This window comes from Bifidobacterium sp. LH_424 (assembly GCF_056356895.1).
Genome location: NZ_JBKEVC010000001.1, coordinates 118237 through 133444, shown reverse-complemented (window position 1 = coordinate 133444; position 15208 = coordinate 118237). Strand labels below are relative to the sequence as shown.

Annotated in this window: 10 protein-coding genes; 8 read left to right on the top strand and 2 right to left on the bottom strand. The window is 65.0% G+C overall.

All coding sequences use genetic code 11. The features are described 5' to 3' along the window. Window positions 1–36: 36 nt before the first annotated feature. The 4 genes from ribD to ribH are packed head-to-tail and all read left to right on the top strand — an operon-like array spanning window position 37 to window position 3720. Entirely contained in the window at window positions 37–1152 is a 1116-nt protein-coding gene (gene ribD, locus AC1AYP_RS00450) for a bifunctional diaminohydroxyphosphoribosylaminopyrimidine deaminase/5-amino-6-(5-phosphoribosylamino)uracil reductase RibD (RefSeq protein WP_476546470.1), read from the top strand. Beyond that, the gene (locus AC1AYP_RS00445; RefSeq protein WP_476546469.1) at window positions 1133–1819 is read left to right on the top strand and encodes a riboflavin synthase; all 687 of its coding nucleotides are present in this window, start codon (window positions 1133–1135) and stop codon (window positions 1817–1819) included. Before ribD ends, AC1AYP_RS00445 begins: the two co-directional genes overlap by 20 nt. A gap of 37 nt (window positions 1820–1856) precedes the next feature. Next, window positions 1857–3206, top strand: a complete 1350-nt coding sequence (locus AC1AYP_RS00440) for a bifunctional 3,4-dihydroxy-2-butanone-4-phosphate synthase/GTP cyclohydrolase II (RefSeq protein WP_476546468.1) — start codon at window positions 1857–1859, stop codon at window positions 3204–3206. Window position 3207: 1 nt separating this feature from the next. Continuing rightward, the gene (ribH, locus tag AC1AYP_RS00435; RefSeq protein WP_476546467.1) at window positions 3208–3720 is read left to right on the top strand and encodes a 6,7-dimethyl-8-ribityllumazine synthase; all 513 of its coding nucleotides are present in this window, start codon (window positions 3208–3210) and stop codon (window positions 3718–3720) included. 64 nt (window positions 3721–3784) lie between these two features. On the opposite strand, the gene AC1AYP_RS00430 is transcribed toward ribH, so the two are convergent. After that, window positions 3785–4150, bottom strand: coding sequence for a phage holin family protein (locus AC1AYP_RS00430; protein ID WP_476546466.1), 366 nt, complete (start codon window positions 4148–4150; stop codon window positions 3785–3787). Window positions 4151–4696: 546 nt separating this feature from the next. On the opposite strand from AC1AYP_RS00430, the gene AC1AYP_RS00425 reads away from it, so the two are divergent. The 4 genes from AC1AYP_RS00425 to AC1AYP_RS00410 all read left to right on the top strand — a co-directional run bounded on the left by AC1AYP_RS00425 (window position 4697) and on the right by AC1AYP_RS00410 (window position 11241). After that, window positions 4697–6601, top strand: coding sequence for a pentapeptide repeat-containing protein (locus tag AC1AYP_RS00425; RefSeq protein WP_476546465.1), 1905 nt, complete (start codon window positions 4697–4699; stop codon window positions 6599–6601). A 36-nt stretch (window positions 6602–6637) separates the two neighbouring features. After that, window positions 6638–7684 (top strand): LacI family DNA-binding transcriptional regulator, encoded by a 1047-nt coding sequence (locus AC1AYP_RS00420; RefSeq protein ID WP_476546464.1) that lies wholly within the window; start codon window positions 6638–6640, stop codon window positions 7682–7684. Between the two features lie 488 nt (window positions 7685–8172). After that, window positions 8173–9486, top strand: a complete 1314-nt coding sequence (locus AC1AYP_RS00415) for an oligosaccharide MFS transporter (protein WP_476502605.1) — start codon at window positions 8173–8175, stop codon at window positions 9484–9486. Window positions 9487–9663: 177 nt separating this feature from the next. Next, window positions 9664–11241: a glycoside hydrolase family 32 protein gene (locus AC1AYP_RS00410; protein WP_476546463.1), complete on the top strand. Its 1578-nt coding sequence runs from the start codon at window positions 9664–9666 to the stop codon at window positions 11239–11241. Window positions 11242–11382: 141 nt separating this feature from the next. Here AC1AYP_RS00410 and AC1AYP_RS00405 read toward each other — a convergent pair whose 3' ends face one another. Next, window positions 11383–15117 (bottom strand): glycoside hydrolase family protein, encoded by a 3735-nt coding sequence (locus AC1AYP_RS00405; protein WP_476546462.1) that lies wholly within the window; start codon window positions 15115–15117, stop codon window positions 11383–11385. Between the last annotated feature and the right edge of the window lie 91 nt (window positions 15118–15208).

The following is a 15208-nucleotide window of genomic DNA, read 5'->3' as shown; positions in this document are numbered from 1 at the left end:
CCCTGGACATGCCCTATCGCAAGGAAAGGGGATTTCATGGACGATAGGGACCTCATGTCCGTGGCATTGCGCCACGCACGACTCGGAGCAGGCAAGGTCAACCCGAATCCGATGGTGGGAGCGGTCATTGCGCGCGACGGCGCGATCATCGCCACCGGACATCACGACCATTTCGGCGGATGGCACGCCGAACGCGCCGCGCTCGAAGCGGCGAAACGCGACGGCGTCGACGTGCGCGGCGCCACGATCTACGTCACGCTGGAACCCTGCTGTCACACGGGCAAGCAGCCGCCGTGCACGCAGGCGCTCATCGACGCTGGAATCGCCCGCGTGGTGGTCGGCTCCCCCGACCCGAACCCGCTGGTCGCCGGCAAAGGCGTGCGCCGGCTCACGGACGCGGGTATCGAGGTCACGCAGGGCGTGCTGCGCGAGGAATGCGACGCGCTCAACGAAATCTTCCTGCACTACATCACCACGCGCACGCCGTTCGTCATGCTCAAATACGCGATGACGCTCGACGGCCGCATCGCCACCGCATCGGGCCTGTCGCGCTGGATCACCGGCGAGGCCGCGCGCCGCCGCGTGCACGAGGACCGCGGCCGGTTCGCCGCGATCATGGTGGGCGTGGGCACGGTCATCGCCGACGACCCGCAACTCACCTGCCGCATCGACGGCGGTCACGACCCGATCCGCGTGATATGTGACACCGATTTGCGCACGCCTCGCGACGCGGCGGTCGTCGCCACCGCGCGCGAGACGCCCACGATCATCGCCACCTGCTCGACCGACGAGACCCGCGCGCAGGCCTACCGCGACGCGGGATGCGAGATCCTCCATGTGCCGGCCGATGCCGACGGGCACGCCTCCGTCGCCGCCATCGTCGGGACGCTCGGCGGGCGCGGTGTCGACAGCGTGATGATCGAGGGCGGCGGCGAACTCGCCTGGTCCGCGCTGCGCGACCAAGTCGTGACCAAAGTGAGCGCCTACGTCGCGCCGAAACTGTTCGGCGGCCGCACCGCGCCCGGCCCGGTGGGCGGCGCGGGCGTCGGCGCGCCGGACGACGCCTTCCTCCTCACGCACCGCACCGTCGCCGCGGTGGGCGACGACATCGTCATCGAAGGAGGCGTCGACTATGTTCACCGGAATCGTTGAGGACCTCGGCACGGTCGTCGGATTGGAGAACGGCGCCGACTTCGCACGACTGTCCGTCGACTCGCCGACGGTGGTGACCGACCGCACGGCGATCGGCGAAAGCATCGCCGTCAACGGCGTGTGCCTGACCGTCACGTCCGTGCGCGGCACGACGTTCACCGCCGACGTGATGCACGAGACGCTGCGACGCTCCTCCCTCGGCTCGCTCAGGCGCGGCGACCATGTGGACGTGGAACGCGCGATGCCCGCCGACGGGCGCTTCTCGGGACACATCGTCTCCGGGCACATCGACGGCACCGGCGTGATCACGTCGATCACGCGCGACGGCATCGCAGTCGTGTACACGATTCGCGCGCCGTACGCGCTCATGCGGTTCATCGCCGAGAAGGGATCGATCGCCGTCGAGGGGATCAGCCTGACGGTGACGCACGCCGGACGCGACTCGTTCGGCGTGTCGATCATCCCGCACACCGCCGCGCACACGGTGCTGGACGAACGGCGCATCGGCGACGTGGTCAACCTCGAAACCGACCCGATTGCGAAATACACGGCGCGACTGCTGGAGATGCCGGCGGACGGCGGCACGGACGGCGTGACGGCCGGGACGGCCGGAGACGCCGGAACGGGCGCGATCACGGCGGACTTCCTCGCCGCGCACGGATTCTGACAACGACAAGACATCATCGAGAACGGACATGACAGATATGACGGAAATGACGGAACAGACGCAACACACGGAACACACGCAACATACGAACCCGGACGACCCGGTGGCGCGCGCCATCCGGGACATCGCGGCCGGACGCATCGTCGTCGTGGCGGACGACGAAAGCCGCGAGAATGAAGGCGACCTCATCTGCGCGGCCCGCCACGCGACGCCGAGCAACATCGCGTTCATGGCCACGCACGGCAGGGGCCTGATCTGCACGCCGATGAGCCCGGAGCTGGCGACGCGGCTCGACCTGCCGCCGATGTGCACGGCGAACACGGACAACCACCACACGGCGTTCACCGTGTCAATCGACCACGTGACCACCTCCACCGGCATCAGCGCGCGCGACCGCTCGCTCACCGCGCTGGCGTGCGTCGACCCGGACACGCGGCCGCAGGACTTCCGCCGACCCGGCCACATGTTCCCGCTCGTCGCGCGCCCCGGCGGCGTGCTGGAACGCAACGGGCACACGGAGGCGACCGTCGACCTGGCGCGACTGGCCGGACTCGAGCCGTGCGGACTGTGCTGCGAGATGATGAAGGCCGACGGCACGATGATGCGACGCGACGACCTCGAACGCTTCGCCGACGAGCACGGACTGGCCTACATCACCATCGCGCAGCTGCAGGAATACCGCCGCACGCACGCGTTCCCGCACACGGTGCGCCGCGTGGCGCGGGTGAACCTGCCCACCGAATACGGGCGGTTCACGATGGTCGGCTACGAGTCGGACGACGGCGGCGAGCACGTGGCGCTGGTGATGGGCGACGACATCGTCTCCGGAGAGCCCGTCCTGTGCCGCATCCACTCGCAGTGCCTGACCGGCGACGTGTTCGGCTCGCAACGCTGCGACTGCGGACCGCAGCTGCACGAGGCGATGCGGCGCGTCGCCGAGGCGGGACGCGGCGTCATCCTGTACCTGAGCCAGGAGGGACGGGGCATCGGACTGCTCAACAAGCTGCGCGCCTACGAGCTGCAGGAACGCGGGTTCGACACGCTCGACGCGAACCTGGAACTCGGATTCCCCGCCGACGCGCGCGAATACGAGACCGCGGCGGCCATGCTGCGCGACCTCGGCGTCGCGTCGGTCGACCTGATGACCAACAACCCGGACAAAATCGGCCAGCTGGAGCAGGCGGGGATCGCCATCGCCTCGCGCGTGCCGATCGTCATCCCCGCGAACGCGTACGACGCGAACTACCTGTCCACCAAGGAACGCCGGATGGGGCACCTGCTGGGTGCCCTGTCGGACATGACGAACCTGTCCACCATGACAAACATGTCGTCCATGACGAACATGGCGACCACGACAAACCTGTCCACCACGACAAAGGAGAACTGAAATGACCGTATTCGAAGGACAACTGGTAGCCGGCGCCGCTTCCGCCGCCGGTGACGATTCCGCCGCCGCCAAGCCGATCCGCATCGGCATCGTGGCGGCGAGGTTCAACGAGTTCATCACCTCGAAGCTGCTGTCCGGCGCGCAGGACGGCCTGCGCCGCCACGGCGTGGCCGACGAGGACGTGGACGTGGCGTGGGTGCCCGGATCGTTCGAGATTCCGATCGCGGCCAAGCGCATGGTGTCCACCGGGCGTTACGACGCGGTGATCTGCCTCGGCGCGATCATCCGCGGCAGCACCTCCCACTACGACCTCGTGTGCAACGAGACCGCGAAGGGCATCGCGCAGGTGTCGCTGAACTCGGACGTGCCGGTGCTGTTCGGCGTGATCACCACCGAGAACATCGAGCAGGCCATCGAACGCGCCGGCACGAAGGCCGGCAACAAGGGCTTCGACTGCGCGCTCGGTGCCATCGAGATGGTCAACGTGCTGCGCGCCATCAGCGCCGGGGAGTAGGCGCGGGGCGGCCGGATGCGGCCGGTCGGCCATTGGCTGGTCGACCGACCGCATCCGCTTCTCGTCAGTCGCCGATGATGGAGTTGACGACGGCGGAGACGACGGCCATGATGAGCGAGCCGATCGTCGCCCACAGGAAGCCGTGCACGTAGACGCCGACGCCGAACAGGCTCAGGGCGAGCCACGAGGCGAGGCGCATGAACAGCCAGTTGATGACCAGATAGAGCACGCCGAACGAGAGGATCGTGAACGGCAGGGCGATCGCCTGCACCACCGGCTTGACGGACGCGTTGATCAACGCCAGGAACAGGGAGAACGCGGCCACGCCGAGGATCGGCGGCTCCCCCACCGTCGTCATGCCGGGCAGCAGCACCACCATCACCGCCGCCGCGATCGTCAGCACCAGCCATTCGATCAGAAAGCTTCTCATAGGGTCATCGTAACGGCGTACCTGTTGCCCCTGCCGCGGAGGCGACGGCACATCAACGGCATCTTCACCCACGGCGAGGCGAACCTGCACGGTCTGATGACATACCTGCATGGTTTGGAGGCGAACGTGCATGGTTCCCGGCCGAACGTGCATGATTCGGGAACGAACCTGTAGGCTTTCGGCGTGAACCTGCGTGGTGGGGTGCCGAAGACAGGGAGTATGACGGAATATCTCAAGGACGAAAAGCCCGGAATTCCGGGGTACTTCGATTTGGCGGGCAACAGGATTCACCGGGGTTTCAGACCCCCACCGCGCACGTTCGGCTCCGCCAACTACACGTTTCCCTCAAAACCAAGCACGCTCGCCCCGGAACCCTACACGTTCGCTTCCGAACCGCACACGTATCCCTCGAAACCATGCACATTCCTGATTCCGCCGCGATGCCTGGACAACACGCATGGGCATATCATGGAATCGGCGGCAGGAGAAGCCCGGCTGCCGCAACGCACGGCACGACGAGGTCGTCACGGTTGAAGGGAATAGGCTATGGCAGCAGCACCGGAGAAGACGGGGGCAACGACCCAGGATGCCGATGCGGTGAATCCCCCGAAAGACAAAAGCAAGCGACGTTTCGACTGGCGTGGTAAATGGAACGCCATCCGGCGCAACAAGTGGCACATCATCGGTCGCATATGCCTGTTTGTTGCGACCGGCATCTTCGTCGTCGTCATCGGCATTCCTTATCTCCGATACCTCGTTGGACTGATTCCGTCCGGCACAGGCTCGTTCCTGAAGCAGCACTGGTGGATTCCGGCCGTAGCCATACTGACGATCGCCGGTGTAGCGTTGCTCCATTCCGTTTGGTGGTCTTGGTTGAAAACTTCGATGCGGAAGTTCATGGACTGGCTCCGAGGATGGCCACTGTTCGCGAGCATTACGGTCTGGGTGGTTCTGGCGGTAACGTTGCTGGTCGGACTGGTGTGGTTGTGGACCGGACAGGTTCCTTTCGCTCGCATCACGACACCAGCTCCAACACCTGGTTCCGGCAACGCTACTGGCTCTTCCGGCATCGGTATGTATGACGTGCTGAAAATCGCGTTGACCACGGTCGGAGGCATCGGCGGTGTCGCATTCCTCGTGATGAAATATCAAGATGGGCAGCGAAGCAAGCGCGATGAGATCAATACGCGCATGAAGACCGCCATCGACCAGTTGGGCAATGAGAAATCGTCGGTGCGCATCGCCGGCGTCTACGCGTTGACTGAAATCGCGGACCGCGAGCGCGGCGACTACCGTCAGCGCGTCGTCGATATTCTTTGCGGTTATCTGCGTTCCACCGACCGCGGTACACCAATCGCCGCCGATAACAGCACAGATTCGGCAGTGGAACCCAAAGAAGCCAATACCACCTCTGACAACGACGAGATGCAGGCAACTACGCCGGATATTCCGAAGCCCACCTTCGACGACCGCCCCGTCGAATCCACAATTTTCTCCGTCATGCGCACTCATCTACTCAAGGAGCGCCGCGACGAGGACGGCACAATCACCGTCGAGCAACAACTCCCCGACGACCAACTCTGGTGCGACTGCGACTTCGACTTCCACGGCGGAACCTTCACGGAAGCCATCAATTTGTCCTCAGCATACTTCCTATCGAGTGCAGATTTCCGAGAAACGCGTTTCACAAAAAACGCATGGTTCGGCGGAGCGACCTTCAACGACGCACGGTTCGACGGAGCGACCTTCACCAGTGCATGGTTCGGCGGAGCGACCTTCACCAGAGCATGGTTCAACGGAGCGACCTTCAACGACGCATGGTTCGACGGAGCGACCTTCACCAGAGCATGGTTCAACGGAGCGACCTTCAACGACGCACGGTTCGGCAGAGCGACCTTCAACAGCGCACAGTTCGGCAGAGCGACCTTCAACAGCGCACAGTTCGGCAAAGCGACCTTCAACAGCGCACGGTTCGGCAGAGCGACCTTCAACAGCGCACGGTTCGGCAGAGCGACCTTCAACAGCGCACAGTTCGGCAAAGCGACCTTCAACGACGCACAGTTCGGCAGAGCGACCTTCACCAGAGCATGGTTCAACGGAGCGACCTTCACCAGAGCACGGTTCAACGGAGCGACCTTCAACAGAGCACGGTTCAACGGAGCGACCTTCACCAGCGCACAGTTCGGCGGAGCGACCTTCACCAGCGCACAGTTCGGCGGAGCGACCTTCAACAGCGCACAGTTCGGCAAAGCGACCTTCAACGACGCATCGTTCAACGGAACTACATTCAATGCTCATCCTTCGTTCGAAGTGTCTAAGTTCAGCCGCAAATACCATCATCAATTCCCGGATTCAATACCGCTCGGCGAGAACGGTTTGCCCGAGGGCGCGCGGTGGATTGACGAGGAGGATGACGGCAAGACCGACGAAGCCAACAAAGCCGACGAATAGCCCCTGCCCCGCGCCAATGGGTGTATCGTTTGACGTATGGTGACGATGAAGGAGATCGCGAAGCGTACGGGGGTATCCATTTCGACGGTGTCGCTGGTGATGAACCACCGCGACGCGGGACGCGTCAAACCGGCAATCGCGGCGCATGTGCGCGAGGTCGCCGACGAGCTCGGCTACCAGGTCAATCCGATGGCGAGCTCCCTCAGGACGAACCGCACGCGCACGATCGGCTTCATCAGCGAGGAGGTCGCCACCACCCCGTACGCCGGCGGCATGATCCTCGGCGCGCAGTCGGCGGCCAGCCAGCTCGGCTATCTGCTCATCACCGTCAGCACGGACGGCGGCATGGACGAGGGCGAGGAGATCGACGCGCTCCAACGCTACGGCGCGGACGGCTTCCTCTACGCGAAGATGTCGAACCGCGTGACCGGTCTGCCGGACCGCCTCAAGCACAGTCCGGTCGTGCTCGTCGACGCGACCGACGCGGACGGCACGATTCCCAGCATCGAACCTGACGAATACCGGATCGGCTACGACGCGACCAAACGGCTCATCGACGCGGGATGCGAACGCATCGCCTACGTCGGATGCTCCGAGCCGATGATCGCGCAGGAGGGGCGTCTCGCCGGCTACCGCGCCGCGTTGGAGGAGGCGGGGCGCAAGATCGACGACCGTCTCATCATCAGCGTGCTCAACAACGGCCCCGCGTTGGAGGCCGTCTCCGACCTGTTCGACTGGGAGCGGCCGGACGGGTTCTTCTGCTTCAACGACGCGCGCGCCTGGTACGTGTACGAGTGCGCGGCCCGACGCGGTCTCACCGTCGGCCGCGACGTGTCGGTCGTCGGCGTCGACAACCACCGCGTGTTCGCGGAGACGTTCTCGCCGCAGCTCACGACGGTCGCGCTGCCGCATTTCGAAATGGGATACTGGGCGGCCGCGAAGGTGATCTCGATGATCGAGCAGCGCGCTCTCGACGATCTCGAATGGCCGGAGACGACGGCACCGATGCCGCCGCTCGACGCGGAGATTCCGGCGAAGATCCACTGCACGCTGATCGAGAAGGAGTCGGTAAGGAAGGGGTGAGGCCCCTCTCTTAGCCCCCTCTGATGAGGGGGCTGTCAGCCGCAGGCTGACTGGGGGAGAGACAGGAGCGGCCGTAGGCCGCGGAAGAACACGGCATCGGCCGTAGGCCGATTCAATCTCCCCGCGGCCTGCGGCCGCTCTTCTTCTCTCCCTCCGTCCGCCTCCGGCGGCCACCTCCCTCGTCAGAGGGAGGCAATGAAATAACCATGCGACACAAGCCTGCCTTGTCAAACCGGTTTGGCGAGGCGTTGTATCAAACGTTTGACGTGTTGGAAATAGTGAGACACGCCGGGGTTTCGTTTAACGTTTGACGTAAATCGTTTGACGGTTTATAGTGAATACCACAACGAACACGATTCCCCACCACGGCGCGGCAGCCGCGGGAGGAACCCCGCCGAGACCACGAAGGCCCCGGCCCACAACCACAAAGCCATATGGAAGGAAGCGCCCGCGTCGCAGCGGACGCGAGAGACAAGGGAATACAACAAATGGCAAACACGGCAAAGAAGTCTCCGTGGAGGAACCCCTCCTACCTGCAGAGCTCCTTCGGCATCTTCATGTTCTTCTGCTCCTGGGGCATCTGGTGGTCCTTCTTCTCCAGGTACCTCATCGACGGCGTCGGCATGACCGCCGCCGAGCAGGGCCAGATCTACTCGATCAACTCGCTGGCCACGCTGATCATCATGTTCGTCTACGGCGTCATCCAGGACCAGCTCGGCATCAAGCGCAAGCTCGTCATCTTCGTGTCCTTCATCGCCATGCTCGTCGGACCGTTCGTCCAGTTCGTCTACGCCCCGATGCTCAACGCCGGCGGCACCACCCGCTTCATCGGCGCCCTCATCGGCTCCGTCGTGCTCTCCGCGGGCTTCATGTCCGGCTGCTCCCTGTTCGAGGCCATCACCGAGCGCTACTCCCGCCACTTCGGCTTCGAGTACGGCCAGTCCCGCGCCTGGGGCTCCTTCGGCTACGCCATCGTCGCCCTGTGCGCCGGCTTCCTGTTCAACATCAACCCGCTGATCAACTTCTGGGTCGGCTCCGCCTTCGGCCTCGGCATGCTGCTCGTCTACGCCTTCTGGATCCCGGCCGAGCAGAAGGACGAGCTCAAGAAGGAGGCCGATCCGAACGCGGCCCCGACCAACCCCTCCTTCAAGGAGATGGTCTCCGTCCTCAAGATGCCGACCCTGTGGGTGCTCATCGTCTTCATGTTGCTCACCAACACCTTCTACACCGTGTTCGACCAGCAGATGTTCCCGACCTACTACGCCTCCCTGTTCCCGACCATGGAGATCGGCAACGCCACCTACGGCACGCTCAACGGCTTCCAGGTCTTCCTCGAGTCCGCGATGATGGGCGTCGTCCCGATCATCATGAAGAAGATCGGCGTGCGCAACGCCCTGCTGCTCGGCGCCACCGTCATGTTCCTGCGCATCGGCCTGTGCGGCGTGTTCCACGATCCGATCTCCGTCTCCATCGTCAAGCTGTTCCACTCCATCGAGGTCCCGCTGTTCTGCCTGCCGGCGTTCCGCTACTTCACCCTGCACTTCGACACGAAGCTGTCCGCCACGCTGTACATGGTCGGCTTCCAAATCGCCTCGCAGGTCGGCCAGGTCATCTTCTCCACGCCGCTCGGCATGCTGCATGACCAGATGGGCGACCGTCCGACCTTCTTCACCATCTCGGCGATCGTGCTCGCGGCCCTGATCTACGGCATCTTCGTCATCAAGAAGGACGACCAGGACGTCGGCGGCGACCCGTTCTACACCGACAAGCAGCTGCGTCAGATGGAAGCCGCCAAGGCCTGATCCGACGCCTCTCCCCCGACCAACCCTCCAACCAACACCTGTGGCGGTCGCAACGGCTTTCCCCTTTTTCCCCGTTGCGACCGCCGCACCTTACACTTGAAACCGCCCCACCCCAACCGGCCCCCATCAAACCCACCCAATCCACCCAAACCACCCCACATCACACAAGGAAGTGCCATGACCGATTTCACCCCCGCCAACCCGGTTCTCACCCCCATCCGCGACCACGCCGAGGAGCTCGCCAAGGCCAAGGCCGGCGTCGCCGCCCTCGCCGCCAAGCGCAACGACCGCTGGTACCCGAAGTTCCACATCGCCTCCAACGGCGGCTGGATCAACGACCCGAACGGACTGTGCTACTACAAGGGCCGCTGGCACGTCTTCTACCAGCTGCACCCGTACGGAACCCAGTGGGGCCCGATGCACTGGGGCCACGTCTCCTCCGCCGACATGCTCACCTGGAAACGCGAGCCGATCATGTTCGCCCCCTCGCTCGAGCAGGAGAAGGACGGCGTGTTCTCCGGCTCCGCCGTCATCGGCGACGACGGCGCGCTGCGCTTCTACTACACCGGCCACCGCTGGGCCAACGGCCACGACAACACCGGCGGCGACTGGCAGGTCCAGATGCTCGCCACCCCGGACGACGACGAACTGACTTCCGCCACCAAGCAGGGCATGATCATCGACTGCCCGACCGACCAGGTCGACCACCACTACCGCGATCCGAAGGTGTGGAAGACCGGCGACACGTGGTACATGACCTTCGGCGTCTCCTCCAAGGAGAAGCGCGGCCAGATGTGGCTGTTCTCCTCCGACGACATGGTGCGCTGGACCTACGAGCGCGTACTCTTCCAGCACCCGGACCCGGACGTGTTCATGCTCGAATGCCCCGACTTCTTCCCCATCAAGGACAAGGACGGCAACGAGAAGTGGGTCATCGGCTTCTCCGCCATGGGCTCGAAGCCGAAGGGCTTCATGAACCGCAACGTCAACAACGCCGGCTACATGATCGGCACCTGGGAGCCGGGCGGCGAGTTCAAGCCGGAGACCGAGTTCCGCCTGTGGGATTGCGGCCACAACTACTACGCGCCGCAGTCGTTCCACGTGGACGGCCCGGAGCACGACGGCGACGGCCGCCAGATCGTCTACGGCTGGCTGAGCCCGTTCGTCGACCCGGTCCCGATGCAGGAGGACGGCTGGTGCGGCCACCTCACCCTGCCGCGCGAGATCACGCTCGGCGATGACGGCGACGTCGTCACCGCCCCGGTCAAGGAGATGGAGGGCCTGCGCGCCGACACCTTCGACCACGGCGAGATCACGCTCGACATCGACGGCGAGAAGACGATCTGCGACGACGCCGAAGCGGTCGAGATCGAGATGACCATCGACCTCGCGCACTCCACCGCCGAGCGCGCCGGCCTCAAGGTCCACGCCACCGAGGACGGCGGCTACACGTACGTCGCCTACGACGACCAGATCGGCCGCGTGGTCGTGGACCGTCAAGCCATGAAGAACGGCGACCGCGGCTACCGCGCCGCCCCGCTCACCGAGGCCGAGCTCGCCGCCGGCACGCTGGACCTGCGCGTGTTCGTGGACCGCGGCTCCGTCGAGGTGTACGTCAACGGCGGCCACCAGGTGCTCAGCTCCTACTCCTACGCGTCCGAGGGCCCGCGCGCGATCCGCCTCTCCGCGGAATCCGGCTCGCTCAAGGTCACGTCGCTGAAGGTTCATCACATGAAGTCCATCGGACTGGAGTGAGGTCACCTTTGGTCTTGGGGGTCTCTCCCCCAGTCAGCTTCGCTGACAGCCCCCTCATCAGAGGGGGCCAGAAATAAACGGAAGGCCGTCGCCCGAATCGTATCGGGCGACGGCCTTCCGTTTATTTGCGATGATGCGCTATCAGTCGCGGCGCTTGAGGGCGGTCATCGCGGCGGCGGCGAGCGCCAGCAGCGCGGCGATGCCCGCCACGGCGGCCACGGAGGCGCCGGTCGCGGTCAGCCTGCCGGCGTTGCCGCCGTTCGGCTTGGCGGAGGGCTTGCCGGCGCCGGGCTTGTTCCCGTCGGCGGAGCCGTTGCCGGAACCATTGCCGGAACCGTTCCCGTTGTCGCCGGCGTTGCCGCCGTTGTTGTCGGAACCACCGTTGTTGTCACCACCGTTGTTGTTCCCGCCGTTGTCGCCGGAACCGCCGTCGTTCTTGACGACCTTGGCGGCGGAGACCCAGCTGAGCACCGGGCCGGTGCCGGTCGCGGACGACAGCGTGAACGTGACGACCTTGGCCTCGCCTTCCGGGATCGTCACCTCGCCGGAGGCGATGACGTTCCCGCTGTTGACGGACGCGGAGGCGAGCTCCTGCGCGTCGTCGAGACCGTCATAGGTGTAGGTGACGGTCGTCGGGCGCGTCTGGTTCCACCAGTCGTGCATGCCGAAGGACACGGTGTGCGTGCCGGGGGCGAGCGTGAGCTTGTAGCTCAGCGTGTCCGCCGTGCCGTTCGCGCCCGCGTAGATGCCGGAGGCGTACGGGTCGGCGTCGCCGGCGCTCTGCGCGCCGTAGTTGGCGGACGCGTTGCCCCAGCCCGTGGCCTCGTCGAACGCCTGGTCGGCCTTCGCATTGGCCAGTCCGCCTTCGGTGAGCTTCTTCGCCGACTCGTACGTGGCGGAGGAGTCGCCGCCGTTCACGTCGACGAAGTATTCGAGGTTCTTCTCGACGCGCTGCACGGTGGCGGTGGCGGGCAGCGTCGTGCCGTCGACCGCGCCGCGCACCGTGGTCGGCGCGTAGTACTTCGCCTTGGCGGCGGAGTCGGTCAGCCACGTGACGTCACGGGTCTCCTCCTTGCCGCCCACGGTGACGACCGTCACCTTCGTGGGCAGCTTCGGCGTCGCGCCGTCGAGGAAGGCGACGGTGCCGTCGACCGGCTTGACGGACTGGATGTCGTCGGCGTCGGCCTTGGACACGCTGATCCAGCTGAGCACCGGGTCGAGGTCCGTGCCCGCGTTGGACGCGGTGAAGCGGATCGACGCGGCCTTGTCGAGCGTGAACGTGATCGCGTCCGTGGCCTTCTGGCCGTTCTTCAGGTTCACCGACGCGGAGCCGAGCTCGGTGTCACCATTGGTGACGGAGAACTTGACGGTGCGGTCGTTCCACTGCGCCCACCAGTCCTTCATGCCGGCCTGCACGGTGTACACGCCGGGCTTGAGATCGGCCTGGTAGACGATCGACTTGCCCTTGTTCGCGTAGAGGCCGGTCTCGTAGGCGTCGTTGGAGTCGGTGCCGTAGACCTGCGCGTCGCCGTCGGTGCCGAGCGTGCTCACGCGGCCCCAGCCGGAGGCGGCCGTGTAGGCCTGGTCGCTGTGCTTCTGACGGGAGGCGATGTCCTCGGACGCGGCCTTCAACGCCTTGAAGTAGTCGGACTCGTTGTCCGGGTTCGATCCGGCGTCGATGTACAGGTACGTGTTCTTCGGGTAGATCGTCGCGGTGAACGACACTTCGACGTCGTTGAGCTCGGGCAGCCTGCCGGTGATGGTGACGTCGCCGGAGGGCTGGTCCTCGCCGAAGTACGTGTCCCAAGTGACGGGCGTGGTGATGGTGCCGGTCTCGCCGCCGCGCTGGATCTCCAGCTTGGCGGGCAGCGACTTGAGCAGTCCGCTGACCGAGGTGGCGGTGGCGGGCAGCTTGGTGACCACGTCGACGGCCTCGTACTTGTTCAACTGGTCGAGCGTCCAGTCGGCGTACGGCAGGACGCGCATCGTGCCGTTGACCATCTGCATCGGCGTCATCACGTAGCGCGACTGGCTGATGTCGTTGCCGGTGTCCGGGTTGAACCAGCGGTCGCCCCAGTAGATGAACAGGCCCTTCTTCTCGTCCACGGGGATGATGGAGCTGGACTGCGTGTAGAACGAGTTGGTGTGGCTCTGCTCGTAGCCGTCGCCGTCCACGAATGGGGTGCCGATCTCATGGTACGGGCCCATGATGTTGTCGCCCTCGCTCTTCGTGTACTCGTTCTCGTTCGGCGCCCAGCCGGTGGTGTGCGAGTAGATGAAGTAGTAGTGGCCCTTCCACTTGACGGGCGCCGGCGACTCCTTCGAGTTGGTGGCGATGATCGCATACGTGTCGCCGTCCTTGACGGAGGTGCCCTGCTTCTGCTCGGCGACGGGCTTGGCGAGCTTGGTGTACGTGGAGTCGAGCAGGGAGATCGTCAGGTCGCGGTTCTCGTTGCTCGCGTAGATCAGGTACGCGTCGTCGACGCCGTCGTTGTTCTCGTCCTTGCCCTGGTCGATGTACAGGTTCATGTCGCGCGCCATGCCCGGGTTCGACGTGTTGTTGCCGGGGCTCATGCGGAACGAGCCGAGGTACTTGTACGGGCCGGCCGGGTTCGACGTGGTGCTCACTGCGACGCCCGCCTTGGCCTTCGAGTAGGTGGCGGTGTCCTCGTTGCCGTACTTGGGGCCGTCGGCGTGGAACCAGATCACCCAGCGCTTGGTGGAGGCGTTGTACGCCATCTTCGGGCGTTCGAACACGCAGCTGGTCTTCGTCGGGTTGGAGCCGTCGCCGTAGAGCGCCTTCAGGTCCCACAGCAGCTTGTCGAGGGCCTCCTGCGGGCTGGAGATGTTGTAGTTGGAGGCGTCGTTCGCGAAGGTGCTGAAGTCCTTGCCGTAGATGTTCGTGTAGTCCGGGTCCTTGGCGATGTTCTCGACGTTGTAGTACTTCTGGTACACCTTGTCGCCGCCGGCGAGCTTGTTCTTGAGGTCGGCGTCGCCGAGGTAGGTCTGGAAGCCGAGCCCCTTGTCCGTCCAGTTGAGCAGGTCGTCGGAGTAGTAGATGCGCACGCCGTGGGCGACGAGACGGTCGGTCTTGTCCTCGCCGCACCAGATGTACACGTAGCCGTCGCCGTTGGCGTCGAGCTTCTGGTCCTCCTTGGCGAGCGTCGAGGTCTTCGCCTTGACGATGCCGGCGCCATGCGCCTGGATCAGGTCGCCCTTATCGTCGAATATGCGGGCGCCGTTGGTGCCGGTGATGCCCGTGTAGTGGTAGATGAAGCGGACGGCCTTGAACGCCGTCTGCAACGTGTCGGCGGCCTTGGTCACGTCGTCGGCGGTGGCGTTCGCGTCGTCGACGACCTTCTGCGCGGCGTCGCGCGCCTCGTTCAGCGCCTTGAGGTCGTCCGGGTTCGCCTTCCACGTGTCGTAGGGGGCGGTTCCGGAGTCGTCCGAACGGTAGCCGGAGGCGAGCGGCTTCAGATCCTTTTCGGTGGTCTTGCCGAGCAGCGTCTTCAGCGCGGTCTTGTCCGTCGTCGGCGCGTCGGCCTGCGCCGTGGGCGCGGCCGCGTCGCCGCCGTCCGTCGCGTCGGTCGCGTCGCTCTTGGCGCTTCCGTCCGTCGCCAGTTTGTCGGCGGTGTCGGCCGACGCGTCGAGCGCCTTCTTCGCCTGTTGCGTGCCGTCCTGCGCGCCGTCGGCGTCCGTCGTGGATTGCGCGGATTCCGCGGACTTCTTCGCGTCGTTGCCAATCAGACTCGACAGGTCGCCGGTGGACGGCGTGGATGCGTCCGTGCCCTCCTCGGCGTTGGCGGGAATCGTCATCGACGTGCACAGCAGCGTCGCCGCCGCTATCGCACCGATGAACCGTGTTCCTCGTTGCATGTATTCCTCCTTGAATTTCCTTCTGTTTCCTTCTTTGGTGAAGGCCGCCGCCCCGAACGCAATCGGAGCGGCGGCCTCGATCATCATGCCG

What these genes read in the sequence shown, in the direction of transcription:
- ribD (WP_476546470.1), top strand. Translation starts at nt 37, where the DNA reads ATGGACGATAGGGACCTCATGTCCGTGGCATTGCGCCACGCACGACTC.
- AC1AYP_RS00445 (WP_476546469.1), top strand. Translation starts at nt 1,133, where the DNA reads ATGTTCACCGGAATCGTTGAGGACCTCGGCACGGTCGTCGGATTGGAG.
- AC1AYP_RS00440 (WP_476546468.1), top strand. Translation starts at nt 1,857, where the DNA reads ATGACGGAAATGACGGAACAGACGCAACACACGGAACACACGCAACAT.
- ribH (WP_476546467.1), top strand. Translation starts at nt 3,208, where the DNA reads ATGACCGTATTCGAAGGACAACTGGTAGCCGGCGCCGCTTCCGCCGCC.
- AC1AYP_RS00430 (WP_476546466.1), bottom strand. Translation starts at nt 4,150, where the DNA reads ATGAGAAGCTTTCTGATCGAATGGCTGGTGCTGACGATCGCGGCGGCG.
- AC1AYP_RS00425 (WP_476546465.1), top strand. Translation starts at nt 4,697, where the DNA reads ATGGCAGCAGCACCGGAGAAGACGGGGGCAACGACCCAGGATGCCGAT.
- AC1AYP_RS00420 (WP_476546464.1), top strand. Translation starts at nt 6,638, where the DNA reads ATGGTGACGATGAAGGAGATCGCGAAGCGTACGGGGGTATCCATTTCG.
- AC1AYP_RS00415 (WP_476502605.1), top strand. Translation starts at nt 8,173, where the DNA reads ATGGCAAACACGGCAAAGAAGTCTCCGTGGAGGAACCCCTCCTACCTG.
- AC1AYP_RS00410 (WP_476546463.1), top strand. Translation starts at nt 9,664, where the DNA reads ATGACCGATTTCACCCCCGCCAACCCGGTTCTCACCCCCATCCGCGAC.
- AC1AYP_RS00405 (WP_476546462.1), bottom strand. Translation starts at nt 15,117, where the DNA reads ATGCAACGAGGAACACGGTTCATCGGTGCGATAGCGGCGGCGACGCTG.